The sequence below is a fragment of the Blastococcus colisei genome, assembly GCF_006717095.1.
Classification (GTDB): domain Bacteria; phylum Actinomycetota; class Actinomycetes; order Mycobacteriales; family Geodermatophilaceae; genus Blastococcus_B; species Blastococcus_B colisei.
Genome location: NZ_VFQE01000001.1, coordinates 1,468,564 through 1,494,954, shown reverse-complemented (window position 1 = coordinate 1,494,954; position 26,391 = coordinate 1,468,564). Strand labels below are relative to the sequence as shown.

The 26,391-nt window shown below is 73.9% G+C and carries 26 protein-coding genes and 1 pseudogene; 11 read left to right on the top strand and 16 right to left on the bottom strand.

Annotated features, from left to right (window positions below):
* Positions 1-28 precede the first annotated feature (28 nt).
* Positions 29-313, top strand: a complete 285-nt coding sequence (locus FHU33_RS07120; protein ID WP_142024711.1) for a type II toxin-antitoxin system Phd/YefM family antitoxin — start codon at positions 29-31, stop codon at positions 311-313.
* Positions 256-570: a type II toxin-antitoxin system VapC family toxin gene (locus tag FHU33_RS07115; protein ID WP_142024710.1), complete on the top strand. Its 315-nt coding sequence runs from the start codon at positions 256-258 to the stop codon at positions 568-570. Before FHU33_RS07120 ends, FHU33_RS07115 begins: the two co-directional genes overlap by 58 nt.
* A gap of 5 nt (positions 571-575) precedes the next feature.
* Here the strand turns inward: FHU33_RS07115 and FHU33_RS07110 are convergent, their stop codons facing one another.
* Together FHU33_RS07110 and FHU33_RS07105 are read right to left on the bottom strand one after the other, a co-directional pair.
* Positions 576-1,469 carry an SGNH/GDSL hydrolase family protein gene (locus FHU33_RS07110; RefSeq protein WP_142024709.1) on the bottom strand — a complete coding sequence of 298 codons (894 nt, stop codon included), beginning with the start codon at positions 1,467-1,469 and terminating at the stop codon, positions 576-578.
* Between the two features lie 106 nt (positions 1,470-1,575).
* On the bottom strand, positions 1,576-2,316 hold the full coding sequence (locus tag FHU33_RS07105) for an alanyl-tRNA editing protein (protein WP_142024708.1): 741 nt from the start codon (positions 2,314-2,316) through the stop codon (positions 1,576-1,578).
* 93 nt (positions 2,317-2,409) lie between these two features.
* Here FHU33_RS07105 and FHU33_RS07100 point away from each other — a divergent pair, with 93 nt between their 5' ends.
* Positions 2,410-3,933, top strand: coding sequence for an HNH endonuclease signature motif containing protein (locus tag FHU33_RS07100; protein ID WP_142024707.1), 1,524 nt, complete (start codon positions 2,410-2,412; stop codon positions 3,931-3,933).
* Positions 3,934-4,073: 140 nt separating this feature from the next.
* Complete coding sequence (locus FHU33_RS07095) at positions 4,074-4,694, top strand: putative quinol monooxygenase (protein ID WP_142024706.1); 621 nt, start codon at positions 4,074-4,076, stop codon at positions 4,692-4,694.
* 192 nt (positions 4,695-4,886) lie between these two features.
* Here FHU33_RS07095 and FHU33_RS07090 read toward each other — a convergent pair whose 3' ends face one another.
* The 6 genes from FHU33_RS07090 to FHU33_RS07065 form a co-directional block, all read right to left on the bottom strand.
* On the bottom strand, positions 4,887-6,110 hold the full coding sequence (locus tag FHU33_RS07090) for an MFS transporter (protein ID WP_142024705.1): 1,224 nt from the start codon (positions 6,108-6,110) through the stop codon (positions 4,887-4,889).
* A 61-nt stretch (positions 6,111-6,171) separates the two neighbouring features.
* A complete protein-coding gene (locus tag FHU33_RS07085; protein WP_142024704.1) occupies positions 6,172-7,242 on the bottom strand; it encodes an acyl-CoA dehydrogenase family protein in 1,071 nt (356 codons plus the stop codon).
* Positions 7,242-8,405: an acyl-CoA dehydrogenase family protein gene (locus FHU33_RS07080; protein ID WP_142024703.1), complete on the bottom strand. Its 1,164-nt coding sequence runs from the start codon at positions 8,403-8,405 to the stop codon at positions 7,242-7,244. The genes FHU33_RS07085 and FHU33_RS07080 overlap by 1 nt, the downstream gene beginning before the upstream one ends.
* Before the next feature lie 89 nt (positions 8,406-8,494).
* Positions 8,495-8,794: a hypothetical protein gene (locus tag FHU33_RS07075; protein ID WP_142024702.1), complete on the bottom strand. Its 300-nt coding sequence runs from the start codon at positions 8,792-8,794 to the stop codon at positions 8,495-8,497.
* A 66-nt stretch (positions 8,795-8,860) separates the two neighbouring features.
* The gene (locus FHU33_RS07070) at positions 8,861-11,134 is read right to left on the bottom strand and encodes a SpoIIE family protein phosphatase (protein WP_246063375.1); all 2,274 of its coding nucleotides are present in this window, start codon (positions 11,132-11,134) and stop codon (positions 8,861-8,863) included.
* On the bottom strand, positions 11,131-11,931 hold the full coding sequence (locus tag FHU33_RS07065) for an alpha/beta fold hydrolase (RefSeq protein ID WP_281281623.1): 801 nt from the start codon (positions 11,929-11,931) through the stop codon (positions 11,131-11,133). The genes FHU33_RS07070 and FHU33_RS07065 overlap by 4 nt, the downstream gene beginning before the upstream one ends.
* A gap of 220 nt (positions 11,932-12,151) precedes the next feature.
* Here FHU33_RS07065 and FHU33_RS07060 point away from each other — a divergent pair, with 220 nt between their 5' ends.
* Positions 12,152-12,904 carry a hemerythrin domain-containing protein gene (locus tag FHU33_RS07060; RefSeq protein ID WP_142024700.1) on the top strand — a complete coding sequence of 251 codons (753 nt, stop codon included), beginning with the start codon at positions 12,152-12,154 and terminating at the stop codon, positions 12,902-12,904.
* Positions 12,905-13,087: 183 nt separating this feature from the next.
* Positions 13,088-15,391, top strand: a complete 2,304-nt coding sequence (locus tag FHU33_RS07055; protein ID WP_246063373.1) for a helicase domain-containing protein — start codon at positions 13,088-13,090, stop codon at positions 15,389-15,391.
* 61 nt (positions 15,392-15,452) lie between these two features.
* Here the strand turns inward: FHU33_RS07055 and FHU33_RS24875 are convergent, their stop codons facing one another.
* From FHU33_RS24875 to FHU33_RS07045, 3 genes are all read right to left on the bottom strand, one after another.
* Positions 15,453-15,626: a hypothetical protein gene (locus FHU33_RS24875; RefSeq protein WP_170182349.1), complete on the bottom strand. Its 174-nt coding sequence runs from the start codon at positions 15,624-15,626 to the stop codon at positions 15,453-15,455.
* The gene (locus FHU33_RS07050) at positions 15,620-15,904 is read right to left on the bottom strand and encodes a hypothetical protein (protein WP_142024699.1); all 285 of its coding nucleotides are present in this window, start codon (positions 15,902-15,904) and stop codon (positions 15,620-15,622) included. The genes FHU33_RS24875 and FHU33_RS07050 overlap by 7 nt, the downstream gene beginning before the upstream one ends.
* Before the next feature lie 378 nt (positions 15,905-16,282).
* Entirely contained in the window at positions 16,283-17,008 is a 726-nt protein-coding gene (locus FHU33_RS07045; RefSeq protein WP_142024698.1) for a hemerythrin domain-containing protein, read from the bottom strand.
* Between the two features lie 523 nt (positions 17,009-17,531).
* On the opposite strand from FHU33_RS07045, the gene FHU33_RS07040 reads away from it, so the two are divergent.
* The 3 genes and pseudogenes from FHU33_RS07040 (at position 17,532) to FHU33_RS25705 (ending at position 18,848) form a co-directional block, all read left to right on the top strand.
* Positions 17,532-18,209: a hypothetical protein gene (locus FHU33_RS07040; protein ID WP_142024697.1), complete on the top strand. Its 678-nt coding sequence runs from the start codon at positions 17,532-17,534 to the stop codon at positions 18,207-18,209.
* Positions 18,197-18,355: pseudogene (locus tag FHU33_RS25710) on the top strand (response regulator transcription factor); the annotation flags it as partial. The gene FHU33_RS07040 and the pseudogene FHU33_RS25710, both read left to right, overlap by 13 nt.
* 88 nt (positions 18,356-18,443) lie before the next feature.
* On the top strand, positions 18,444-18,848 hold the full coding sequence (locus FHU33_RS25705; RefSeq protein WP_246063371.1) for a response regulator transcription factor: 405 nt from the start codon (positions 18,444-18,446) through the stop codon (positions 18,846-18,848).
* On the opposite strand, the gene FHU33_RS07030 is transcribed toward FHU33_RS25705, so the two are convergent.
* Genes FHU33_RS07030 through FHU33_RS07020 form a run of 3 tightly spaced genes read right to left on the bottom strand, consistent with a single transcriptional unit; the run spans position 18,841 to position 22,467 of the window.
* Entirely contained in the window at positions 18,841-20,103 is a 1,263-nt protein-coding gene (locus tag FHU33_RS07030) for a cytochrome P450 (RefSeq protein WP_142024696.1), read from the bottom strand. The genes FHU33_RS25705 and FHU33_RS07030 overlap by 8 nt on opposite strands.
* 39 nt (positions 20,104-20,142) lie before the next feature.
* Positions 20,143-21,753: an SIR2 family NAD-dependent protein deacylase gene (locus FHU33_RS07025; protein WP_142024695.1), complete on the bottom strand. Its 1,611-nt coding sequence runs from the start codon at positions 21,751-21,753 to the stop codon at positions 20,143-20,145.
* Between the two features lie 45 nt (positions 21,754-21,798).
* Positions 21,799-22,467 (bottom strand): hypothetical protein, encoded by a 669-nt coding sequence (locus tag FHU33_RS07020; RefSeq protein WP_142024694.1) that lies wholly within the window; start codon positions 22,465-22,467, stop codon positions 21,799-21,801.
* 101 nt (positions 22,468-22,568) lie between these two features.
* Between FHU33_RS07020 and FHU33_RS07015 the strand changes: the two genes are divergently transcribed.
* Both FHU33_RS07015 and FHU33_RS07010 read left to right on the top strand, forming a co-directional pair.
* Positions 22,569-23,417: a DUF1206 domain-containing protein gene (locus FHU33_RS07015; protein WP_142024693.1), complete on the top strand. Its 849-nt coding sequence runs from the start codon at positions 22,569-22,571 to the stop codon at positions 23,415-23,417.
* Between the two features lie 99 nt (positions 23,418-23,516).
* Positions 23,517-24,383: a DUF1206 domain-containing protein gene (locus FHU33_RS07010; RefSeq protein ID WP_142024692.1), complete on the top strand. Its 867-nt coding sequence runs from the start codon at positions 23,517-23,519 to the stop codon at positions 24,381-24,383.
* Here FHU33_RS07010 and fabG read toward each other — a convergent pair.
* Both fabG and FHU33_RS07000 read right to left on the bottom strand, forming a co-directional pair.
* Positions 24,380-25,165, bottom strand: coding sequence for a 3-oxoacyl-ACP reductase FabG (gene fabG / locus FHU33_RS07005; RefSeq protein WP_246063369.1), 786 nt, complete (start codon positions 25,163-25,165; stop codon positions 24,380-24,382). The genes FHU33_RS07010 and fabG overlap by 4 nt on opposite strands.
* The gene (locus tag FHU33_RS07000) at positions 25,162-26,379 is read right to left on the bottom strand and encodes an acetyl-CoA C-acetyltransferase (RefSeq protein ID WP_142024691.1); all 1,218 of its coding nucleotides are present in this window, start codon (positions 26,377-26,379) and stop codon (positions 25,162-25,164) included. The genes fabG and FHU33_RS07000 overlap by 4 nt, the downstream gene beginning before the upstream one ends.
* Between the last annotated feature and the right edge of the window lie 12 nt (positions 26,380-26,391).

Genomic DNA, 26,391 nt, shown 5'->3' with positions numbered 1-26,391 from the left:
GGAAAAGTAGCCACATAAGGGGCTCCGGGTGAACTGGGTCGGCATCAAGGAACTGCGCGACGGGCTGAGCCGTCACCTGGCCGCGGTGCGCGCCGGGCACACCGTCACGATCACCGACCACGGTCGTCCCGTGGCGCGCATCGTCCCGGTCGACCAGCCGACCCCCCTCGAGCGGCTCATCGCGGAGGGGCGCGTGCAGCCGGCGACACAGCGGGATCGCGCGTTGCCGAAGCCGAAGTCGTCACCAGCACCCGACTGCTCTACGTCGAGGCCGCCGCCGCGCTGGCTCGCGCAGCGCGAATGGGACGGCTGAGTGGATCGGCGCACGTGGACAGCCTCGGCGCCTTGGACGAACTATGGACACGGCTGGACGTCATCGCCGTGGACGAGCCCCTGGTACGGAGAGCCGCAGAGCTAGCGCGGGCGCATGGACTCCGCGGTTACGACGCCGTGCATTGCGCATCCGGGGTCGAGGTCAATGGGCCGGACACCGTGGCCGTCGCGGGCGACCGGGCGTTGCTCGACGCCTGGCGGGTCAGCGGACTCGACGTCATCGACACGCTGGCCTGACGGACCTAGTCCTCGACGACCGCCAGCACCGCCTCGGCCAGCAGCCGCTGGCCCTCCTCGGTCGGGTGCACGTCGTTCGGCAGCACCAGCCCAGCGGCGGTGGAGTCGCCACCGACCTCACCGGCCTGCGCCCGGAACGCCTCGTAACCGTCGGCGACGTCCGCCCCGCTGGCCGCCGCGATCTGCGCGATGCCCCCTACCAGCGCCCCGGTCGCCGCACCGAAGGCGTCGGAGTAGTTCAGCGCGTAGTAGGTGACCACGACGACTTGCCCGTCGTAGCCGGCCTCGTCGCGCAACGTCGACAGGATCGTCTCGACGTTCGCCTGCACGGACTGCGCCAGAGCCTGGAGATTCGCCGGGTCGGAGCAGCGGCTCGGCGTCGTCTGCTGGCAGAGGAAGACGTCGTTCGCGCCGATCTGGAGCGTGACCAGCTCGACGTCGTCGTTCTCGGTGAGCGTGTCCACCGCGAAGTCGAGCTGCGACTGGTCGAACGAGTCGTACTGGACGTGCACGGGGTAGGCCTTGCGATATCCGACGTCCGACTGGAGCGTGTTCTGGCATCCGTTGCTCTGTGCCGTCGCGTCGAGGAAGCTCTCCGTCGTCTCGCCGGGGCAGGCCGCGTTCAGCACCTCCAGGCTGAGCTCCTCGCCGACCAGCTCCGGGTACCCGACGAAGTTGTCGGCATCGGAGAACTCGGCCGTCGCGCCACCCCGGAAACCGAACGGCACGGAGTCACCGAGCGCCAGATACGCGCCGCGGCTCTCCTCGGCGGCGGACGACGACGCCGGCGCGCTGGCGGCGCCCGCAGAGTCCGACGATTCGCCGTCCGACGAGCAGGACGTCGTGAGCACGACGGCCGCCCCGAGTGCGACCACCATCCGGCCCAGCCGACTACCCATGCGCGTGCCTCCAGTCGCCCGCGGACGACCGGGGCGGTCGGTGCGGCCCGCGCAACAGTAGGTGCACGTACCGACGACCGAGACGGTGACCGGTCGGATCAGAATCTCAGACGATCCGGATCCGCAGCCGGCGGAACCCGCGGCCCTTGTTCTCCATCTTCACGACCTCGACCCGGCCCACCATGGACGTCGACGCGACGTGCGTGCCGCCGTCGGCCTGCGTGTCGAGCCCGACGATGTCGACGATCCGTACCTCCTCGATGTCGGGCGGCAGCAGGTTCGTCGCGGTCCGGATGATGTCCGGGATCGCGAAGGCCTCCTCGCGCGGCAGCGTCCTCACCTCGATCGGCCGGTCGGCAGCGATCTCGGCGTTCACCGATTCGGCGATCCGGTCCTTGAAGTCCGGCGGCACCTCGGGGAGGTCGAAATCCATCCGGGCGGTCAGCGGCTCCATGTTGCCGCCGGTCACCAGCGCGCCGAAGTCGCGGAAGACGACGCCGGTGAGCACGTGCAGCCCCGAGTGCGTCCGCATCAGCTGCGTGCGCCGCTCGTCGTCCAGCGCCCCGCGGACCGCCGTCCCGACGGGTGGCACCGGGTCGCCCTCGACGGGGATCAGGTACAGCTCGTCGCCCGTGCGGGTGCCGGCGATGCGCGTGCGGACGCCGCCCCAGAGCAGCACGCCCTCATCCGGCGGCTGCCCGCCGCCGCCGGGGTAGAAAGCCGAGCGGTCGAGCACGATGCCCTGCTCCGGATCTGCGGCCAGCACCGTCGCATCCCACTCCCGGACGGTCGAGTCGGCGAGGTCGAGACGGTGGGTGTGCCCGTGGTGGTGGGTCTCGGTGGTCACCACGGCATCGTGCCTCCCCACGATCGGACGGCGACAGGACCGCCCGGCTCGAGTGGACCGAAAACTGTCAGAGGTGATGGTTAACGTTCGGCCATGTACAGCGAGCCCGAGCGCGGCCCGGAGGTGGGCACGCCCATTCACGTGCTCCCGGAGGACCTCGCGCCCGACCTGTCGGAGATCGAAGTGATCGCCGACATCTGGGCCGCCGATGCCCACGAGGCCCGGTCCGTCGCCGCGCGGGCCGGCTCAGTCGCCCGGTTCGCCCGTCGACGCCGACGCGAGCGGCTCCAGGAGTTCGGCCCGCGCGGCGGTCCCGGACTCGACAGCCGCTACCGGCAGCCCGCCTTCCTCGCCGACTACTCCGAGACCCTGGTCCCCGAGCTGGCGCTGCTGCGGAACTGCTCGGAGTTCGAGGCCGAGCGCCTCCTGGTCGAGTCGCTGATCCTCACCACGTCACTGCGTGGCACCTGGAGCGCCCTGTACGAGGGGCGGATCGACGTACGGAAGATGCGTGCGCTGGTCGATCTGCTGGCCTCCGCCAAGCCCGAGGTGATCGTCGAGATCGAGTCGATCGTCCTGCCCGTGGCCGGCCGGCTGACCGTTCCGCAGATCCGGGACCGGGTGCGCCGGGCGCTCGCGCGGCTGGATCCAGCCGCGCTGGAGGCCCGCCGGAGGGAGTGCGCTCGGCACGCGGACGTCACCCATCAGCCCACCGGTGACGGCATGAGCCGCGTCATGATCGATCTGCCGCTCTGGGAGGCGGCCGCCTGCGTGAACACCGTCCGACGCCTGGCGGAACAGCAGCGGGCCGGCGGGGACCTGCGGCCGATCGGCGTGATCCGGGCCGGGATCGCCAGAGATCTGATGCTGCGGCCCTGGGACACCTCGCGCCCCCCGGTCACCGCGGTCCTGACTATCCACGCACCGCTCGGCGCGCTGTCCCTCCCGAATGAGGGCCTGCCACAACCCGCGGCCGAGGTCGACGGCGAGATCGTCACCGCGGCACAGTGCCGAGAACTGCTCGAGCAGCTCGACATACTCGGCGTGCGAGGAGCGCCGCCCGGCGGGTGCGTCCAGGTCGCGATCACCGATCCAGCGACCGGGCGGCTGGTCGCCGTCGCCAGCCGGAGTGAACTGCGTCGCGCCTCGGGCACTCACCGCCGCAAGCGCACCCACCGGAAGAAGGGCAAGCAGACCACCCGCTCGCGAGGGACGCCCTCGGAGACAGCCGACGCTCCGGGCCTCCGTCCTCCTGCGGCCAACCCTGCCTATCGGCCATCCGCCCCGCAACGTCGATTCGTCCGCACTCGCGACCGCACCTGCCGCTGGCCCGGCTGTCGGCGGGCCCCGGCTCGATGCGACATCGACCACGTCGTCGCCCATGCCGACGGCGGCCCAACCGACTGCTGGAACCTCTGCTGTCTCTGCCGGCGCCACCACCGGATCAAGACCTTCGCTCCCGGCTGGCACTTCGAGCTGCTCGCCGACGGATCGGTGATCGTCCGCACCCCCAGCGGCGTCTCCCGTGAGAGCCGACCGCCCGCATGGTGCGAAGACCCGGAACCGGATCCGCCCTGGCTCGAGGAAACGTCGCCTCCTGACCCACTCCGCTGCTGAGTCGACGTCCGCAGGCGCCGGCGCCAGCGAAGCTCGGTGCGACCCGCCGATGGGCGTTGACCCCAGGGACCGCGCGCGAGGACAGTCGGAGACGCGGCGGTGCCGCAGGGGCGCCGCCCGCTCTGGAGAGGAGTGGTGGCATGTACGCCCGTTCCACCACCGTTCGAGGAAACCCGCAGGCCGTGGACGAGGGCATCGCCTACGTCCGCGACACGGTCATGCCGGCGGTGCAGGAGATGGACGGCTGCATCGGGTTGTCGATGCTCTGCGACAAGGAGAGAGGCCACTGCATCGTGACCACGTCGTGGGCCGACGCGGACGCCATGCATCGCACCGCCGACAGCGTCATGTCGATGCGGCAGCGGGCCGCCGAGATGCTGGGCGGTGAGACCGAGGTCCAGGAGTGGGAGATCGCGGTCATGCACCGCATGCACGAGACGCACAACGGCGCCTGCGCACGCGTCATCCGGGCCCAGGGCGACCCGGCGCAGATGGACCGGATGCTCGACACCTTCCGGATGGCCCTGATCCCGCGGATCGAGGAGCTGCCCGGTTTCGTCAGCGTCAGCGTCATGGTCGACCGGCAGAGCGGTCGCAGCGCGACGGCGGTGAGCTACGACAGCCGCCAGTCGATGGCCCAGGCGGAGCAGCCGGGCATGGCCATGCGGAAGGAGTTCAGCAGCCAGATGGCCATGGACATCACCGACGTCGCCGCCTACGACATCGTGCTCGCCCACCTGCGGGTCCCCGAGACGGTCTGACCCGCGCCGCCAGGAGCCGGGCCGGTGCCCGCGGTCACAGAGCCCGCGGTTGCCGGCCTGCCCCGGCCTCGGTTCGTTCCGTGCGGCACCTCGACTGGACGGCGCGGTTCGGCGGTCCTGCCGGTCCGCGGCGACGTCCAGTGCCGATCTCGACGAGGGCCCGCCGACTGACCCGGACTCAGCTCCGCGGCATCACATCGACGCGGCCCGTGGCGCGCGGCGCAGCGTCGTGACCGGGAGGCCGCGCGCACGACGGACCATCCGGCGGCCGATCACGATCGTGCACGCGCCGGCCAGGCTCAGTGCCGCGACCCCCGACCAGGCGGCGGTGTACGAGAATGCCTGAGCGAGGACGCCGAAGAGCATCGGGCCGCACGCGGCCCCCAGCGACAGGCCGGTCTGCATCAATCCGGTGACCGACGCCGCGGCGGCCCGGTTCTCACGGATCACGGCGAACTGGAACAGGCCGGGCCACGACCATCCCAGCCCGCAGGCGAGCACCGCCCCGACGACGAACACCGGAATGCCGCCGGTGGCCATCAGCGCGAACCCGACGGCGCCGCCGCCCAGCAGATACGCGATGAAGAGGAAGCGGCTCTGCCCGGGGTGCCGGTCGGCCAGCCAGCCGAAGCCCACCCGGTTGGTCAGCATGAGCAACGAGCACCCGGCGAAGAGCAGGCCGGCCGTGCCCGACGCGATACCGGCGGTCACGGCGGAGTCGACGAGGAAGACACCTGTCGGTGAGCTGGCCGCAGACGCGAAGAAGCCACCGATCGTCAGCACGACCAACCCGCCGCGCGGCAGCCCCCGATCCGGCTCCCGGGACACCCCGGACGTCCCGGGTGGCGAGGCCTCGCCCCGGCCGACCAGGGCGCCCAGCAGCACCAGGACGGTGAGCGCCGCGGCGGCGGCCACGGCCCAGCGCCAGCCGAGCACCAGCGCGACCCCGGGGACGGCCAGGCCGCCGAGCAGGGTCGCCGTCGGGATCGCCGACTGCTTGATCCCGAACGCCAGGCCCAGCCGCCGGTCGGTCACCCATCGGGACAGCCCGAGATTGGCCGACGGCTGTGCCACCGCGTTGGCCAACCCGCCGATCGCCAGGGCGACCATGAGCATCGCCGCCGACTGCGCCGAGGCCACCGTGGCGAGGGAGACCGTGGCCAGCGCCGCCGCCAGCACCGTGCCCTTGCGGGAACCGAGCCGCTGCACCAGGCGCCCGCCGGGGCGGCCCAACACCCCGGAGACGGCGAACAGGGTCGCGACCGCGAAGCCGAAGAGGCCCAGCCCGACGTCGAGATCGGCGCGGATCTGAACGGCCAGGGCACCCACGAGGAAGGCGGGTATCACCCCGATGACCGAGACGGTCAGAGCCTGCAGCGTGGCGCGGACCGACGACCGTCGCGGTCGCTCACTCATCGGGTCGTGGTGGGATCACCGGGGCTCCGGGCCGTCACCATCGCCGGCGAGGAGCCCACCGTCAGACCACCCGGGTCAGCGCCGGCCAGACCGCGTCGGGGCCACCCGCGAGCACGCCGGCGCCCAGCACCCGCGACCACGCCAGGTCGCTGCCGGCCTCGTCGCGCCACGACCAGAGCCGCCGCGTCAGGTGGTGCAGCTTGTGCTCCTGCGTGAACCCGATCGCGCCGTGCACCTGGTGCGCCAGCCGGGCGACGACCTCGACGGCCGCACCGGCCCGCACCTTCGCCGCCGCGGCCGCGAGGACGACGTTCCCGCCCCGGTCCAGCGCCTGCACCGCCGCGTCGGTCAGCGCCGACACCGCCGTGACCTCGCCGGCCATCTCGGCCAGCTCCATCTGGATCGCCTGGAACTTGCCCAGCGGCCGGCCGAACTGGTGCCGCTCTCCCGCGTACTGAACCGTCCACGCCAGAACCTGCTCCAGGGCCGCCGCCAGCTGCACCGCCCGCGCCAGCGCGTACCGCGCCCGCACCTCACTCGCCTGCGCCTCTGTCAGCAGCGTTCCGGACGTGCCCACCTGGTCCAGCACCAGCGACCCACGCGGTTCGCCGGCCAGGTTGAAGGCGTCGGTCGCCGGCAGCGAGGACGCGTCGATCAGAGCCAGCACGGCACCGGAGATCCCGGCCGGAGCCGGGGCGAGGACGACGACGTGCGAAGCGACCCCCGCCCACGCGACGTCGGGAACCGTGCCGTTGAGCGTGAACCGGCCCGGGCCGTCCCCGTTGTCGACCGGGTGCACGGTCACCGCATCGGCGAACGCGAACGTCGTCGGCTCCTCCGGCGAGGGCAGATCGAGGTCCGCGGCCAGCAGCGCCGGCCCCGCCACCAGCAGCTGCTCGGCCACCGGCACCGCGCCGGCCCCCCGCGCCAGAGTGGCCACGATGGCGACGGCGTCGGCGAGCTCGCCGCCCGAACCACCGGCCTCCTCGGGCAGTCCCACGCCCGTGAGTCCCGCGGAGGCCAGCGCACCCCACAGCCCGGCGTCCCACCGCCGCTCCGCCGTCAGCGCGAACGGCTCGAAGCCGGTGAGGATGTCCCGGACGGTCTCGACCACCAGGTCCTGGTCCGACATCAGCGCAGCCCCAATCCGCGAGCGACGATCCCGCGCAGGATCTCGTTGGTCCCGCCGCGCAGCGTGTAGCCGGGCGCGTGCAGCTGCGCCTCGGCCAGCGCCCGGCCCAGCGGATCGGGTGAGTCCAGCGACGGCGTCACGTCGACCACCCGGCGGATCTCCTCGATGACGTCGCCCTCGAACGTCGTCCCCACGTCCTTGACCAGCGCCGCCGGGATGTTCGGCAGCTCGCCCCTGTCCAGCGCCGCGGCGATCCGCATCGACATCTGCCGCAGCGCCAGGATGCGCGCCGACAGCCGGCCCAGCGTCGCCAGCGCGGCGGGGTCATCGGAGTCGGCAACTCGACGAGCGAACTCGGCGACGAGTGGATATGTCGACAGGAAGCGTTCCGGGCCCGACCGCTCGAAGGCCAGCTCGGCGGTCACCTGGTGCCAGCCGTTGCCCTCCTCGCCGAGCAGCATGTCGCCCGGGACGACGACGTCCTCGAACACGACCTCGTTGAAGTGGTGCCCGCCGTCGAGGATGCGGATCGGGTTGATCGTGATGCCCGGCAGCGACAGGTCGATCAGCAGCTGCGACATGCCGGCGTGCCGGTGCGCGGGGTCGGCCGGCGTGGTGCGCACCAGCACGATCCCGTAGTGCGAATGGTGGGCGTTCGACGTCCACACCTTGGCGCCGTTGACCACCCAGTCGCCGTCCCCGTTGCGCACCGCCCTGGTGCGGATCGAGGCGAGGTCGGAGCCGGAGTCGGGCTCGCTCATCCCGATGACGAAGAAGCACTCCCCCGCGGCGATGCGCGGCAGGATCTCCTGCCGCTGCTTCTCGGTGCCGTAGGTGAGCAGGTTCGGTCCGGACTGCCGGTCGGCGATCCAGTGCGCGGCCACGGGGGCGCCGGCGGCCAGCAGCTCCTCGGTGACGGCGTAGCGCTCCATCGCCGACCGCTCGTGCCCGCCGTACTGCTTCGGCCAGGTCATCCCCAGCCAGCCACGGTCGCCGAGTTTCCTGGAGAAGGCCGGGTCGACGCCGGACAGCCAGGTGTCCACGTGCGTGTCGAACGTGCCGGCGGCCAGCTCGGCGGCGAGGAACTCGCGGACCTCCGCCCGTACCTGCTCCGCGGCTTCCGACCGCGGCGCGGGCGCCAGCGTCAACGAGTTGCTGCTCATGCGACTCCCCAGGTGTGGCCGTGCGTCACCGACGGTTCTACAGGGTGGCCGGTAAGCCGGCGCACGGGGTGGGAGGACGCACGCGATCGTCAGCGCTCGTCGTCGTCCTCGTCGGAGGGGCCGCGGGTGAGCTGCCGGAACTCGGTGACGACGTCGGTGGCGACGGCGCCCAGCGAGTTCAGCGCCCCCGAGACCAGCCGCCGGACGCCGTTCATGTCCAGTCCCAGACCGGTGCCGAGGCCGGCTGCGATGTCCATCCCGCTGAGCTCGCCGACGGAGCCCTCCCGCTCGGCCAGCTCCGGTGACCAGCGCATCGCGTCGCCCGACATCGACCAGTCACCGGTGGCTCCGTCGATGGCCGTCGTCACCGGGTTCGGGGAAGGATCCATGACCGCCTCCAGCGCAGGGCTCCACCTCATGGTGACCCCGACCGCGCCGCGGCGGAAGACCCGGGCTCAGGCGAGTCGGGTCAGGGCGAGGAGCGCGATGTCGTCGGCACGGTGCGCCCCGGTGAGCTCGCTCAGCAGCCGGTCGCAGAGCTCGTCCGGGTCCGTCGTCCCTGCGTCGGTCGCCACCGCCAGCAGTGCCGCCAGCCCCTCGTCGATGTCCGCCGACCGGCTCTCCACCAGGCCGTCGGTGAACAGCACCAACGTCGCTCCGGCCGGCAGCACCCCCGCCCACTCCAGGGCCGGGGCGGGCGCGGGCGGAGCGCCGAGCATGCGCGAGGGCGTGACCGGCAGGAACTCCGCATGCCCCGCGGTGATCATCAGCGGCGGCGGGTGCCCGGCGGAGGCGATCCGGAGCTGACCGGTCGCCGGGTCCAGCGTCGCGAACAGGGCCGTCGCCATCCGCTGCAGGCCGAGCAGCGACCAGCTGGCCTGGAGCCGGTCGATCATCGCGCTCGGCACCGGCCGGTCGACCAGCAGCGCCCGGTACACCGAGTTCAGCTGCCCCATCGTGGCCGCCGCGGTGATGTCGTGGCCGACCACGTCCCCGACCGCCAGCGCAACCTGGTCTCCCGGCAGCTGGACGACGTCGTAGAAGTCGCCGCCCACCTCGACCCCGTGCGTCGCGGCCAGGTAGCGGACCGCCGTCGACAGTCCCGGCAGGTCCGGCGGCTCGGGCGGCAGCAGGTTGGCCTGCAGGGTGTGGGAGGTCCGGACGTCGAGCTCGTAGCGCTGCGCCTTCGCGACGACGAGCGCCACCTGCAGCCCCAGCTGTTCGGCGACCTCGACGTCGGCCGCGGTGAACCCGCCGCGCCGGCGGTCGGCGCAGATGGTCACCACGCCCAGCCGGCGCCCGTCGGCGACCAGCGGCACCGCGACGATGCTGACCAGGTCCAGGCCCTGGACCACGTCGGCGTGCCGTACGTCCGCGGCGATCGAGTCGAGGTACTCCGGGGGAACGTGCCGCAGCCACTGCGTACGGCCCTCGCGCAGCGCCCGGATGCTCGGATGCGACTCCCGGCGGGCGGTGAGCGGACGCTCGCGCACCTCGTCGGCCAGGTGCTGCAGCCGTGGATCGCGGTGCCGCGCCGCCGGGCGGGTCATGCCCTGCTCGGTGACGAGATCGATCACGCACAGGTCGGCCAGGCGCTCGACGGCCAGCTGCGCCAGGCGCTCGACGGTCTCGGGCAGATCGGCGGCACCGGCGAGCAGCCGCGCCGCCTCCAGCAGGAACGCCGCGCGCTCGGCCTGCCGGGCCGTCTCCTCGTGCAGCCGCGCGCGCTCGAGCGCCTGACCGGCCTGCCTGCCCAGCGTCCACAGCAGGTCGACGTCGGCCGGATCGGTGGCCCGCGCGGCCTCGGGCTCGTCCAGGCTGAGCAGTCCGTCCTGCTGCGGGCCCCGCAGTCCCAGCACGAGCGCGCCGAGGCGCCGGCTGTCGGCCGACACGGGCACGGTGATCAGCGCGCTCAGCCCGGCCCGGGCCATCGCGTCGGCCACGGCCGGCTGCGACGCCCGCATCCGGTCGTCGAGGTCGACGGTGCGGACGCCCTGCGCCAGCTCGAGCGCGAGTTTTCCCTCGGCCGCCTTCCGCAGCGCTTCCAGCAGCTCCGACGAGAGGCCGTCCGAGCGGACGACCCGCAGCTCCGGCACCGCGTCGGGATCTCCCGCGATCCCTTCCTCGACGAGCACCAGCGCGGCTCCGCTCGCCCGCAGCGCCGCCCGCCCGCGTTCGACGATCACACTCGCGACGTCCTCCACGCTCGTCGCCGCCGCCAGGTCGGACACCACCTGCTGCACGACCCGCGACCGCGCCTCCGACTCCTTCGCCGCGCGCTGGGCGGCCAGCAGCTCGCGCTCGTAGCGCCGCCGCGCCGTCGCCTCGAACAGGGTCGCCCGCACCAGCACCGGAGCCCCGGCGTCGTCCCGGAGCTCGACGGCGTTGAGCAGGCACGGCAGCAGCGAACCGTCCACCCGGACGACGTCCAGGGCGATCTCGCGCACGGCCCCCTGCATCCGCAGCAGCGGCGCGAGGTGGGTCTCGTGGAACACCCGACCGCCGACGCTGAGCAGGTCCTGGAACCGGCTGCCGATCAGCTCACCGGACCGGCGGCCGGTCCACGCGCAGAACGTGCGGTTGACCTTGACGATCCGCCCGTCGGGCAGCGTCGAGAGATAGCCCATCGGCGCGTTCTCGTACAGGTCGGCCGGATCCTCCTCGAGCAGCCTGCCCAGCTGCGCACGAGGGTCCTGCCCCGGGTTGCCGATGGGGTCCGTGCCGCTCACCCCGTCAGGAACGCTCGGATCGCGGCCGTCGTCTCCTCCGGCGCGCTGAGGTGCGGCACGTGCCCCCTCGCCGCGAGCTGGGTGAACGCGCTGCCCGGGATGGATTCGTGGACGTACCGGCCCACGACCTCGGGTGCGATGACGTCCTCGCTGCACTGCAGCACCAGCACGGGGACGGTGATGTCGGGGAGGTCCGCCCGGTTGTCGGACAGGAAGGTCACGCGGGCGAACTGGCGGGCGATGTCGGGGTCGGTGCGGCAGAAGCTGTTGGTCAGCTCCGCGGCCAGCTCCGGATGGTCGGGGTTGCCCATGATCACCGGAGCCATCTGCGTGGACCAGCCGAGATGGTTGGCGTCCAGCGCGTCGAGCAGGCCGGCGATGTCGGTCCGGCTGAACCCCCCGACGTAGTCGCCGTCGTCGATGTAGCGCGGGTTCGGGCCGACCATGACCAGCGCCCCGAACAGCTCGGGGGCCTGCTTCCAGGCCAGGACGCCGATCATCGCGCTGACCGAGTGCCCCACGAGGACGACGTCGGTGAGCCCGAGCTCCCGGCAGACCTCCACGACGTCGGTGGCGTAGCCCTGCAGCGACGAGTACTTGTCCGGGTCGTAGGCGTGCAGGTCGGAGTTGCCCGACCCGACCAGGTCCAGCAGGACGACGCGATGGTCGACCTCGAAGTCCGGCGCCACGAACCGCCACATCTCCTGGTCGCAGCCGAACCCGTGGACGAAGACGACGGGCCGCGCGTCGGCCACACCGGTGACGCGTACGCAGTTGCGTTCCAGGACGGTGGCCACCATCCGACCCTAGGCGACGCCCGGCCCGGGTGTCGCGGGTTCGCGAGCCCCCTGCGGACCCGCTCCGCTACGCGGCGGGACGACGCGCCGGGAGGCCGGTCCGGGACACCACCGTCCGTATCCGAAAAGCCCTGTCGGCCCCGCCCGCGTCGGCCTAACCTCCCCGCATCGCCCCGGCAGGACCGCCGGTGCACTGCACGACCGCCCAACGAGGTGCTGCATGACCGCAACCGCGGTCCGGCCGACCGGCCTGATCCCCGCCCCCCGCGCCGCCGCGGACGACGCCACCACGCAGGTCGCCCGGCCGGAACCCGCAGCCTGCCGCGCGGTGGCCTACCAGCGCGTGCTGCACCAACTGGTCCGGCGCGAGCTGCGGCTGCTCGCCGACCTCGCCACCTGGGCGCCGCCCGGCGAGGACCAGCGCACCGCCGCACTCACCCGGCACGCGGACCTGGTCAGCCGCGTCCTCCTGCACCACCACGCCGTCGAGCGGGAGGCGGTGTGGCCGGCGCTGCTGCGCGCCGCTCCCGCGCCGGCACGCGACGCCGTCGAGGACTGGACCGCGCGCTGCGCGCGCATCGACCACATGCTGCGCGACCTCTCGACCGCCGCCCGGCAGTGGCAGGTCGCCGGCACCGATCCCGCACGGTCGGCTTTCGCGTCGGCCTGCCGGGCACTGGCCGATGCCGTCGACGCCCAGACCGGCGAGGAGGAGCGCACGCTGCTCCCGCTCCTCGCCGAGCACCTCGCCACGGAGGACTGGGCCGCCATCACCGCCTCGTCGCACTGCCGGCTGTCCGGCCCCGAGCAGCTGTTCGTGCTCGGCCTGGCGCTCGAGGACTCCTGCGCGGGCGACCGCGCCCGCCTGCTCGGTGGTCTGCCGTGGTCGGCGCGGACGGCGTGGCGGGTGTACGGCGCCCGCCGCTACCGCTCCGCGGTCGTGCGCCTCCGCGGGGCCCCGCCCGCATCCTGAGCCGGCGGTCACTCCGTCTCGCTGAGCCGGCCGGTCGACCGGCTGGAGGACCACCTGCGGTCGCTGCAGGCCACGCCGTCGTCGATCTCTTCCGGGGCGGCGCACCGGGCCGCCGGGCACAATGGACGGTTCCGCCCACGGCGACGTCCGCACGTGCGGCCCTCTCAGCAGGAAGAGACCAGCTTGTCGACGGTACGGCCCGAGGCTGCCCACGCGGCCGACCTGGCGACGGAACAGCACTACGTGAGCGGCCTGTACACGCGGCTGGACGAGGTCCGGGCCCGCACCGTGCGCCGGCTGGACGAGCAGCTGGCGACGGTGCCGCACAACCCGCAGGCCATCGGCGAGCGGGAGGCCCAGGTCGAGCTGCACACCCAGCGCATCGTCGCCCTCGACGCCGCCGAGAGCGGGCTGTGCTTCGGGCGGCTGGACCGCCGCGACGCCGACGCGCCGCGCTACATCGGCCGGATCGGGCTGTCGGCCGAGGACGGCGACGAGGAGCCCCTGCTGGTCGACTGGCGTGCTCCTGCCGCCCAGCCCTTCTACACCGCCACGCCGCTGCACGACCTCGGCGTCCGGCGCCGCCGGCACATCCGGACGCGCGGCCGCACCGTCGTGTCCGTCTCCGACGAGACCCTCGACCTCGACGACGCCTCGGGTGCCTCCGGGCTGACCGGTGAGGCGGTGCTGCTGGCCGAGCTGAACGCCTCCCGCACCGGCCGGATGAGCGACATCGTCCGCACCATCCAGGCCGAGCAGGACCGGATCATCCGGGCCGACGCCGGCGGGGTGGTGGTCGTGCAGGGCGGTCCCGGCACCGGCAAGACCGCCGTCGCGCTGCACCGCGCGGCCTATTTGCTCTACACGCACCGCGAGCGGCTGGCGCGCAGCGGCCTGCTCGTCGTCGGGCCGACCCCCACCTTCCTGCGCTACATCGCCGACGTCCTGCCCTCCCTCGGCGAGACCGGCGTGGTCCTCGCCGACCTCGGCGGGCTGCGCCCCGGGCTGCGGGCGGACGCGGTCGAGTTGCCGGAGGCCGCCGAGGTCAAGGGCCGGCTCGCGATGGCCGAGGTGATCGCCGCCGCCGTCCGCGCCCGGCAGGCCGTCCTCGACCGGCCGGTCGAGCTCGAGATCGACGGCACGCCGCTGCGGTTCACCAAGGCCGACGCCGCCCGGGTCCGCTCCCGTGCCCGCAGCGCCTCGCGGCTGCACAACGAGGCCCGCCCGGCCGTCGCGCGCGCGGTCATCGGGCTGGTCGCGCGCAAGTACGCCGACACGCTCGGCGCGAACGTGCTCGGGGGCGCCAACCTGCTCGGCGAGGGCGACATCGCCGCCCTGCGCCGGGAGGTCGCCGCCGAACCCGCCGTCCACCGGCTGGTCGACCGGCTCTGGCCCCGGCTGACCGCCGAGCGGGTGGTCACCGACCTGCTCGCCTCCCCCGCCCGGCTCGCGGCCGCCGCCCCGGACCTCTCCGACGGCGAGCGCGCCCTGCTGCACCGGCCGGCCTCGGCGCCGTGGACGGTGGCCGACGTCCCGCTGCTCGAGGAGGCCGACGAGCTGCTCGGCGTCGACGACAGCGCCCATCGCGCGCACGCGCGCCGCGAGAAGCAGCGCCGGCTGCGGCGGGCGCAGGACACCCTCGACCAGCTGCACGGCTCGCGCTCGCAGGACAGCGAGACCGAGGACGAGTCCGAGGAGCTCTCCGCCGGCGACCTGCTCGACGCCGAGGGCCTGGCCGAGCGGCACGAGGTCGCCGACACCCGCAGCGTCGCCGAGCGGGCCGCCGCCGACCGCACGTGGACCTACGGGCACGTGATCGTCGACGAGGCGCAGGAGCTGTCGGCGATGGCGTGGCGGCTGCTGCTGCGCCGGTGCCCGACCCGGTCGATGACCCTGGTCGGCGACGTCGCCCAGACCGGCTCGGCCGCGGGCGCCTCCAGCTGGGCCGAGGTGCTCACCCCGCACCTCGGGCACCACTGGCGGTTGGAGGAGCTGACCGTCAACTACCGCACCCCGGCCGAGATCATGGCGGTGGCCGACGAGGTGCTGGTCGCCGGCGGCTCCGGTGGGACGGCGGCCCAGGCGGTGCGCTCCACGGGTGTGCGGCCCTGGGCCCAGCGGGTCGACGACGCCGATCTCGCGGACGCCGTCGCCGAGGCCGCGGCGGAGTTCGACAAGGAGGACGGCACGCTCGCCGTCGTCGTCCCCCGGTCCCGGCTCGCCGCGGTCGCCGGCGCCGTCGGTGCCCGGCTGCCGGGGACCGCCACCGACGGAGAGCTCACCACCGGCCCCGCCGTCCTCGCGCCGGAGGCGGTGAAGGGGCTGGAGTTCGACTCGGTCCTCGTCGTCGACCCGGCGGGGATCGTCGCCGACGGCGTCCGGGGTCACAACGACCTCTACGTCGCTCTCACCCGGGCCACCCAGCGGCTCGGCGTCGTCCACCCGGGCGACCTGCCGCCGGTGCTCGCCGGACTCGAGCCCCGCTGACACCGTCAGGCATAGGAACCTTTACCCCCATCCTGTTTCTCAAGATGGGGGGTAAAGGTTCCTATGCCTCAGTGGTGCGGACGGTTGAGGGCCGGTCCCACACCTCGTCGCGGGTGCGGAACACGATCAGGCCGGCCCAGCCGAGGCCGACCGCGACCAGCCCGGTGCCGAGCGAGGGCAGCCACGGGTCGCCGGAGAACATCGTGAACAGGAGCCAGCCCACGACGTTCAGCACCAGCGGGTAGACCGGGATCGCCCGGGCCCGCCACGCGGCGTAGACGGCCAGGTCGATGCCCAGGGCGATGCCGAGACGCTCGTCGCGGCGATGATCGCGCCCTGCCCGTAGCTGCCGGCCAGGTTCCAGATCTCCAGCGCCTGGTCGGCCGGCAGCGAGTTGGCCAGGGCTGCGTCGTAGAAGTCGACGACGATGATCCCGGACAGGCCCGAGCCGAGGCCGGCCAGCACCATCGCGACCAGCGACGTCTTCGGCGCACCCCGGCGGGCGAGGCGCACCAGCGTGAACGCCGCCGGGACCAGCAGCAGGTAGCCGAAGTGCAGCCACCACGGCGGCCCACAGGATGTCGGTCTGGTGCTCCACGCCCGTCTGCAGGTACTGGGCGTGGGTCTCGTTCTCGTACGGGATCATCAGCAGGCTGATGCAGATGAGCGTGCCGGCGCCCAGCAGCGAGAGGGCGCCGCCGACGCGGCGGAACCGGGCTCCCGGCTTGAGCTCGGCGGCCGGGGCCGCCGGCGGAGCCGGCTCGGTGGTGGCGGTCATGGGATCGGGTCCTTCCGGGAGGGTTCTCGGGGTCAGGGAGAACCCTCGTGCGCCCCGCGTCCCCGATCCCAGGGACGGCCGTCCCGAACTCCCGGGCGCCGGCCGTCCCTCCCTCAGCCCGCCACGTACCGGAACGCCGCCCGCTCCTTGCGCTCGAAGGGCCGCCGGAAGGCCAGCGACCACAGCATCAGCGCCGGCCGGCCCAGGAACCCCACGGCCGCCGCGCGGCCGTGGTCGGGCAGCCCGTGCATCACCCAGGCCAGGCTGAAGGGGATCAGCCGCGCCGGGTAGTCCGACCCGATCTGCTTGTCCATGCGCGCCCAGTCCTCGGCGCTGAGGAAGCGTTGCACCAGCACCAGCGCGTCCCGTTCCTCGTGGCCGAGGTGCGCACCGAGCCGGTCGCGGGTCCTGGTCACGTCCGCCTCGAGCGCCACCCGGGCCGCCTCGTCCTCCCGCTCCGCCAGCATCGCGAACCCGCGTGCGCACGCCACCAGCATCGGGTCGATCTCGGCGTGCTCGGCCGCCATCGCCTCGAGCGTCGCGCAGTCCTCGGGCGAGCCGCCGGTGTCGACGGCCCCGACCAGCACCGGCCAGATGTGGTCGTCCTCGCCGCTGTGGTGGTGGTGCAGGATCTCGGCGAACCGCCGCCACCGCAGGTCCAGCGCCTGCCACGTCGTGCGGTCGGCGGCCGGCGTCCGGTGCACGGCGTCGGCGAAGGCGGTCAGGTCGCGCCGGAACGCGTGGTGCATCAGGAACATCGGGGTCAGGTCGACCGGTCCGTCGGGTGCCGCCGCCTGGCCGGGCAGCGTCAACTGGCCGTGGGTCGAGGTGCTGGTCATCTGTGGGCGCCTTCCATGTCATTGCCCCCTCGTGGGCGGCCGCGTGCCGGCTCGAGGTCACTGTCTCGGTCACCACTTGGAGGGCACTGGGGGCCGACTGGGATACGCCGTCCCCCCGCCCGGTCGACGCCGGTGACGCCACCCTCGGCCTGCTCTACCCGCTGGTGGCCGCACTCGTTCTGAGCCGGGCGCCGGGCAACCGGGTGGGCTGGCTGCTCATGGTCAGCGTCGTCACCGGCCCCGTACCTGCTGGCCGGCGAGTACGTGCTGCTGCGCGGGAGCACCGACGGGCTGCTGCCCTCGGCCGCCGGGTGGCTGGCCGCGTGGGGGTTCGTGCCCTACTACGTGATCGTCGCGCTGGTCCCGCTGTACTTCCCCGACGGCACGCTGCCCTCCCCCCGCTGGCGCCCGATCGCGCGGGTGCTGGCCGCCGCGGTCGTCCTCGGCGCGGCGGCGGCGATGTTCCGGAACGGCCCCCTGGACTACGCCCCGCAGCTGGGCCAACCCGTGGGCGCTGCCCGGGATGTGGCTCAACGCCGTGCTGCTGATCTGCTCGTTCACGGCCTTCGTGGTCGGCGGCGCGGTCGGGGTGGCCGCCCAGCTGGTGCGGATGCGGCGAGCCTCGGGGCCCAGCGCGAGCACCTGCAGTGGCTGCTGCTCGGCGAGTCGGTGTTTGTTCGTCTGCGCCATCGCGTCGTTGGTCATCGACCTGCCGGTGGTGTCCAGCGCGCTGTTCGCCGTCGGGTTCGCCGCCCTGCCGCTGGCCGTTGCGGTCGCCGTCCTGCGGCACGGGCTCTTCGACGTCGGCCTGGTGGTCAGCCGCGCCGTGGTCTTCACCGTGCTGTCCGGCCTGCTGCTGCTCGGCTACGGCGTGCTGGTCCCGGTGGTCGGCGAGCTCACCGCCGGCGAGCGTCGGATCGCCGTCGCGGTCGCCGCGCTCGCCGCGCTGGCCGCGGCAGCCGGCTGGGAGCGGGCACAGCGCGCGGTCGACCGGCTGCTCTACGGCGAGCGCCGTGATCCGCTCGCCGTCGCCACCCGGCTGGGGACGATGCTCGACTCCGCCGCCGCCCCGCCGAGGCGCTCCTGGCGCTGGCGGACGAGACCGCCCGCGCCCTCCGGCTGCCGCGGGTCGCGATCGTGCCCGCCGACCCCCGGCTGCCCTCGGCGTCGTCGTCGGGCGACGTCCGGATGGACCCGGTGAGCGGACCGATCCGGGTGGTCGTCGTCGACGACCACCCGCTCTACCGCGAGGGGGTGGCCGACGCCCTCGGCGACGCCGACGACATCGACGTCGTGGGCACCGCCGGCGACGGCAAGACCGGCGTCACGGCTGCCACCGAGCTGAGCCCCGACGTCGTCCTCATGGACCTCCGGATGCCGGGCATGGGCGGGGTACCCGCCACGGCGACCGGGCACCGCCGTCGTCGTCCTCACCATGAGCGACGACGACGACTCGGTGTTCGCCGCGCTGCGGGCCGGCGCCCGCGGCTACCTGCTCAAGGAGAGCGAGGGCGCCGACATCGCCCGCGCCGTCCGCGCCGCCGCCCGGTCGGAGGCGGTGTTCGGCCCGCGCATCGCCGACCGGGTGCTGGCCTTCTTCGCGTCGTCCCGGGCGCGCTCGGCCGCGGTGCCGTTCCCCGAGCTCACCGACCGCGAGCGCGAGGTGCTCGACCTGGTGGCGCACGGGCTGCCGAACGCCGCGATCGCCGCCCGGCTCTTCCTCAGCGAGAAGACGGTGCGCAACCGGGTCTCCGACGTGCTCACCAAGCTGCACGCCGTCAGCCGCGCCGAAGCGGTGGCGCTGGCGCGCGACGCCGGCCTCGGCCCCTCCCCTAGCTGACGCTGCCGCGCACCCGGAGGACGACGCCGCTCTTCGGCCGCGCCGGGATGCGGTGCAGAGCGATGGAGAGGTCCTGCTCCGGGACGTCGTACTCCAGGCGTGCCAGCCGGACGGCCAGCGCCGCCAGCAGCGCGACGACGAGCTGCTCCCCCGGGCAGCGATGGTTGGTCCGCGGATCGCCGGCGCCCTGCGGTACCAGCTCGAACTCGCCGATGGCGCGGCCCTGTCCTTCAGGATCCAGGAAACGCTCGGGCCGGAACGCGTAGGGGTCGCCCCACAGGTCGGGATCATGGTTCTGCCCGTACAGGTCCAGCAGCACCATCGAGTTCTTCGGGATGCGGACGCCGTCCCACTCGACCTCGCGCGGCGCCCGTCCACCGATGAACGGCGCGAACGGGTAGAAGCGCCGCACCTCGTGGGCCCAGGCCAGGGCGTTCGCGGGGTCACCGTCGGCGAGGCGCTTCCGGTTGTCGGGCCAGCGGATCAGCGCGTGCCCGGAGAAGGCCATGAACCAGGCGACCGCGGTCGTCGGCCGGATGATGTTGATCAGCTCCACGGCCGCGAGGTGCGAGTCCAGCTGCTCACCGCCGGCGTCCCGGTGCTCGGCGACCACGGCGACGGCGGAGTCCGCCGGCACGGTCGCCACCCCGCTGCGGACGTCGCGCACGAGCTGCGCGAGCCAGGCCTCGCGCCGACCACGTGCCCGGCGGGCCCGGAAGTGCCGCGGTCCGCCGGTGGCGAAGCCGTCCACCATCGCGAGCAGGTCCCGCGCGACGGCGGGCACCTCGTCGTCGGGAACCGGGATCCCGGCCCAGCGGCACACAGCGCCGGCGATCACCCGCGCAGCCTCGTCGAACACCACGATGTGCGGACGGCGGGTCCACTCCTCCACGGACTCGTCCCAGGCCGTCGTCACCTGCTCCACGAGCGAGGCGATGCCGTCCTCGCGCATGAGCAGGCCGACGAACATCGCCTTCCGCACCCGGTGCGCCTCGCCGTCGAGCGTGTGCACCGCGCCCTTGCCGAACAAGGTGCCCTGCACGGGCTCGGGGATGGCGTGCGCGCGGCGCACGTGGTCCTCGTCGTAGAGGAAGCGCGCCGCGTCCGGACCCTCGATCGCGGTCACCGGCAGGCCGCCGAGCCGTGCGCCGACCGTGCGCACACCGGACACGCGGCGCCGGTCGGGCAGCCACCCGTATCCGCGGGTGAGCAGGTCCAGGGCGTTCTCGGGGCGGCGCGGCTTCCGTCCAGGCATGCGGCTCCGGTGCCCAGCACGATTCCCGGGCAACCACGTTCAGCCTGGGCGCTGCTCCTGGGCGCGGTCGTCCTGCGCGCTCGTGGACGCGTCCGCGGGCCCCTGCTCCGCACCGTCGGCGGCGCCTCCGCCGTGGCCCAGCCGCCGCAGCAGGGCCACCACCTCCTGCGCCGCTGCCGACCCGGAGTCCTCCCGCACGGCGTCGGCGGCCCGGCCGAGCGCCGCCGCCAGCGCGCACTCCTCCTCGTCGAGCAGCCCGCGGTAGGCCGGGTCGAGCAGGTAACCGGTGGGCGGGGTCGACAGGCAGCCGATCAGGTCCAGCAGCACCTCGAGCCGGCGGGCGGCATCGGCGGCCGGGACGTCGGCGGGGCCCATCGCGACGGTCTCGACGTCCCGCTCCCAGAGCCGCGCCCGAGCGGGGTCCTCCCGCAGGGCGAGCACCGTGCCGTTCCGTCGTCCGGACGGCGACCCCTGCAGCTGCAGCGCGCTGCGCACCTGGTGGGCGATCCGGATGAGGTCGTCGTCGAGCATCGAGGTGCCCACGAACAGCACGTGCCGCGTGAGCAGCAGGGAGTGCAGCACCCCGGCGAGGGCCGCCCGGGTGTCGCCGAGCTGCAGGTACTCCTCGCGGGTCAGGACGACGCTCTCGGGGTGCGACGCGTCCCCGTGCAGCTTCAGCAGCCAGGGCGACCCCGGCGCCGCCTCCTCGAACGGCAGCACGCGCACGTCCCGGCCGATGTCGGTGGCGGCCTGCTCGACCAGCGGGTCATAGTTGGTGGTGACGAACTCCTGCACCGGCAGGTCGGCGATCAGCGCGTGCGCGAGCGCGTACGAGCCGGGGCCGAACCGCTCCTTGACGAAGGCCTCGAGCCGTTCCCGGCCGAGCTCGCGGGCCAGCAGCGCCGCGGAGTCCTGCGGGGGGAGCGCGGACAGTCCCTTCCGCAGTGCGTCCTCCAGCCCGGATGCCTCGGCCAGCTCGGCGACCAGCTGCTCCCAGGTCGGCAGCCCGGCCGCCGCGCTCAGCCCGGCCCCGAAGAAGATCGCCAGCTGCCCGCGACGCGCCTTCTCGCCCAGCTGCTCGGCCAGTGCCCGCAGGTCGTCGGGCAGGTCCCAGCCGACGCCCTCGCCCCGGCGGACGCGCTGGGCCGCGGCCAGGTCGCTGGGGCCGCGCAGCACCAGCGCGACGTCGAAACCGTGCTCGTGCGCCGCCTCCCGCAGCACCGGCAGCAGCTGCTGGAGGAGCGCACCACGCTGCCCCGCGGCACCACCCCACCCGGTGCCGAGTGCCGGCAGACCGACCAGCCGCCGCGCGCGGCCGTGCGCGGGCCGGGTCACCTCCCGCCGGGCGACGGCGGCCAGCGCCTCGCGGGCGCCGTCGAGCAGCCAGTCGAGACCCCGGTCGGCGTCGTCCACGGTGTCGACCAGCCACGCCCGGCGGTCGCCCTCGCCCGGGACCTCGAGGACACGCTCGCCCCCGGCCCACTCCAGGGCGACGCAGGCGTCGTCGTCGACGTGCCCGGAGATCAGCTGCGGCGGCAGCAGCGGGCACCAGCCCGGAGCCACCCGCAGCGTCCGGTCGGTGGGCACCAGGACGTCGTCGCACGACAGCCGCGTCAGGTCCGCCCCGACGACGAACACGTGACCGTTCATGGGCCGGTCCTACCCAGGTGCCGGCCGGATCACGGCCGGCCGAGGTCAGGTCCCGCAGCCGCCGGCGCCGCAGGCGCACCCGGCGCACGCGGCCGGGACGGTCCGGGCGGGGGCGGGCGCCGGCCGGGCCGCCACCGTGCGCAGAACCGAGGCACCCACCAGCACGGGGACGGCGAGGACGGCGACCGCCAGGGCGGCGATCACGGTGGCCGCGTCCGAGGCCCGCTCCCAGCTCTGCCCGAGTCCCGTCGCCACCAGCAGCCCGGTGGCGAGCATCGCCCAGACCAGCAGCGCCTGTCCGCCGCGCCGGGCCACGCCGCCGTGGCCGAGCAACGCGGCCCCACCGGCCAGGAGCAGCAGCGGGACGGCGACCAGGAGGACGGTGGCGGCGACCGACTCCGACACCAGCGCGGCCCCGAGAGCCACGACTCCCCCGGCGACGGCCACGGTGCCGAGTCCACGGGCCTGCCCGGCGACCGCGGTGCTCATGGCCCCGGCCCCGGCGCCGCGCAGCAGCAGCGCGCCGCGCACGGCGAGGAAGAGCCCCGCGGCCCCCAGGATCAGGCGGGCGCCCGCGTCGTCCCAGAGGACGGCGGTGACCGCGACGGCGAGCATGAGCACCGCGAGCCCGACCCAGCGGGGCCAGGTTCGCCGGGCCACCTCGGGAGCCATCGACTCGGTGCTGCTCGCCAGGATGCCGGTTGCGCTCGCCACGGACCCAGTGTCCCTCACGACGGGCCACGCTCCGGCAGGCACCGCGACCGTGCCGTGTGCCACGCTGAGCCGTTGGACTCCGCCCGTCGAAGGAGCCGGTCATGAGCGCGCAGAGAACGGCCGGTTCCGCCCTCGGAACCGCCCGCCAGGCCGGCGACAGCGATGCCCTCGAGCACCTGGCCCGGGTCGGCCTGCTCGCCTACGGCGTGGTCCACCTGCTCGTCGCCTGGTTGGCCCTGCAGCTGGCGTGGGGCGGTGGTGGGGAATCGGCCGACCAGTCCGGGGCCATGCAGACCCTCGCCGAGTCGCCGATCGGGAAGCCGCTCCTGTGGGTCGTCGCCGTCGGGATGATCGCCCTGGCCGCCTGGCAGGCCGCCGAGGTGTTGCGCTGGCGGCACGGCTGGTCCGCATCGGGAAAGACCCGCACCAGGGCGGTCGAGAAGTCCGGCAAGGCGATCGCCAGGACGGTCGTCTACGCCGCGCTCGCCGTCCTCGCCATCCGCTTCGCCACCGGCGGTGGGCAGAACAGCTCGCAGCAACAGCAGCAGACGACAGCCGGTGTCTTCGGCTGGCCGGCCGGCCGGTGGCTGGTCGGTGTCGCCGGGCTGGTCCTCGTCGGGGTGGGCGCGTACCACGTCTACAAGGGCGTGACGAAGCGCTTCCTCAAGGAGATCGACACCACCGACTGCTCGCGCTCCGCCCTGCGGCTCGTGACGCGGCTCGGCCAGGTGGGCTTCCCGGGCAAGGGCATCGCGCTGGCGGTGGTCGGCGGCTTGTTCACCTACGCCGCGATCACCTTCGACCCGGCGAAGGCGCAGGGCCTCGACGGGGCGATGCACACGATCCTGGGGCTGCCGTTCGGCCAGATCCTGCTGACCCTGGTCGCCGTCGGCATCGCCGCGTTCGGGGCCTTCTGCCTCGTGCGGGCCCGGTACCCCGAGCGCACCTAGTTCCCCGGACAGTCGTGCTCTGCTTCGCTCTGTAAGCAGAGCACAAGCTTCCCCACCCCTCCTGTCGCCCTCCGCAGGCCCGTCCCGCACGATTCCTCCGTGCCCTCCGCTCGCGCTCTCCTCGACCGGGTGCACGACGTCGTCGAGCGGGCCCGGACGGTCACCGACCATCCCGTGCTCACCCACCTGGCGCGTGCGGGGCTGGTCGCCTACGGCGCGATGCACCTGCTCATCGGCTACCTGGCGGTGCGGATGGCGTGGCGGCTGCGCGGCGCCGACGCCGACCAGACCGGCGCGCTGCAGCTGGTCGCCGACGGCCCGGGCGGCCGGGTGCTGCTCTGGGCGATCGGCCTGGGCATGCTCTCGCTGGCGGTCTGGCAGGCCGGTGAGGTGCTGCTGTGGTGGCGCGGACTGCTCGACCGGGCGCACCGGCTCCGCACCGCCGTCGTCTGCACCAAGTGCCTGGCGAAGGCGGCCGTCTACGGCGTCCTCGGCGTCACCGCCCTGCTGTTCGCCGTCGGGCTGGAGTACGAGGCCGACGAGCGGTTGCAGGAGCTCACCGACGAGACGCTGCTGATCCCGGGCGGCGCGGCGCTGGTCGTCGCCGTCGCCTTCGGGGTGATCGCCGTCGGGGTCTACACGTTGGTGCGCGGGTTCACCGGGGGGTTCATGCGCGACATCGACCTGCCCGCCGCCCCCGACCGCTGGGAGCCGCTGATCGAGGGCATGGGCCGGGTCGGCTACGTCGCCAAGGGCGTCGCGTTCGGGCTCGTCGGCGTGCTGCTGTGGCGGGCGGCCGCCTCGTCCGACGTCACGACGGCGACCGGCCTGGACGGCGCCATGACCGCCATCGCGGGGGTGCGCGCCGGGCCGTGGCTGCTCACCGCGATCGCGATCGGCTTCGCCGCCTTCGGCGTCTACGCGCTGGCGCGCGCCCGGTACCCCGACCGCGACCCATCCTCTTAGTTTCGTGGGCCGCCGGCGACGTAGATGACCTGTCCGGAGACGAACCCGGCTCCCTCGCTGACCAGGAACGACACGGTGTGCGCGATGTCCTCCGGCTGCCCGGCGCGCGCGACGGGGATGGCCGCGGCGCGCTTGGCCACGTAGGGCTCCCACTCCTCGCCGATCCGCTCGGCGGTCGCCTTCGTCATGTCGGTGACGATGAACCCCGGCGCGATGGCGTTGGCCGTCACGCCGAACTTGCCCAGCTCGATGGCGACGGTCTTGGTGAACCCCTGCAGCCCGGCCTTCGCGGTGGCGTAGTTGGCCTGACCGCGGTTGCCCAGCGCCGAGGTGCTCGACAGGTTGACGACCCGGCCCCACCCCGCGTCGATCATGTGCTTCTGGGCGGCCCGGGTCATGAGGAACGATCCCCGCAGGTGGACGTGCATGACCAGGTCCCAGTCGGCGTCGCTCATCTTGAACAGCATGTTGTCCCGGGTGACCCCGGCGTTGTTCACCAGCACGACCGGCGGGCCGAGCTCCGCGGCGATCCGGTCGACGGCGGCCTGCACCTGGTCGGCGTCACCGACGTCGGCACCCACGGCCAGCGCCCGGCCACCGGCCGCCTCGACCGCCTCCACCGTGCCGCGGGCGTCGTCCTCCTTCAGGTCGATCACCGCGACGGCGAAGCCGTCGGACGCCAGCCGTAGCGCGGTGGCCGCGCCGATCCCGCGGGCCGCCCCGGTGACGATCGCGACGCGGGCGCTGCTGGTGCCCACTCCTGAGCTCGCGAGCTCGCTCACGACGAGACCCGCTCGAAGAGCGCGGCGAGCCCCTGCCCGCCGCCGATGCACATCGTCTCGAGGCCGTAGCGGGCGTCGCGCCGCTCCATCTCGCGCAGCAGCGTGGCGAGGATCCGCCCACCCGTCGCGCCGACCGGGTGGCCGAGGGAGATGCCGGAGCCGTTGACGTTGGTCCGCTCGAAGTCGCTGTCGGTGAAGCCCCACTCGCGGGTCACCGCGAGCACCTGGCTGGCGAACGCCTCGTTGAGCTCGATCAGGTCGACGTCGGAGAGCTTGACGTCGGCCAGCGCGAGCGCCTTGGCCGTGGCCGGGACAGGGCCGATGCCCATGGTCGCGGGCGGCACGCCGGCCACGCCCCAGGAGACCAGCCGGGCCAGCGGCCGCAGCCCCAGCTCGGCGGCCTTCTCCGGGGTCGTGACGATCGCGACCGCGGCGCCGTCGTTCTGGCCGCTGGCGTTGCCGGCGGTGACGGTCGCCTCGGGGTCGTTCTTGCCCATGATCGGGCGGAGCTTGGCGAGGGTCTCGATGTTCGAGTCGGGTCGGATGTGCTCGTCCCGGTCGACGACGGTGTCACCCTTCCGGCCCTTCACGGTGACCGGGACGATCTCGTCGGCGAACCGGCCGGCCTCGGTGGCCGCGGCCGCGCGCTGATGGCTGCGGACCGCGTACTCGTCCTGCTCCTCGCGGGAGATCTTGTACTCGCGGCGCAGGTTCTCCGCCGTCTCCAACATGCCGCCGGGCACCGGGTGGTCCTGGCCGCCCGCGGTGACCCGGCCGCGGGCCAGGCCGTCCTGCAGCAGCACCCCCGGGCCCGCCTTGACGCCCCAGCGCATCGCCGTCGAGTAGAACGGCGCGTTGCTCATCGACTCCGCGCCCCCGGCGAGCACGAGGTCGGAGGCGCCCGACTGCACCTGCATGGCGGCGTAGAGGACCGCCTGCAGACCCGAGCCGCAGCGCCGGTCGAGCTGGATGCCCGAGGCGGTGACGGGGAGTCCGGCGTCCAGCGCCGCCACGCGGCCGATCGCCGGGGCCTCCATCGTCGGGTAGCAGTGGCCCAGCAGGACGTCCTCCACCGACTCCGGCGGCAGACCGGTGCGCTCCACCAGTGCACGGATCACCGTCGAGGCGAGCTCCTGGACCGGCACGTCCCGCAGCGATCCGCCGAAACCCCCGACCGGGGTCCGCAGCGGCTCGCAGATGACCGCATCTCGCACGATGGTCCTCCC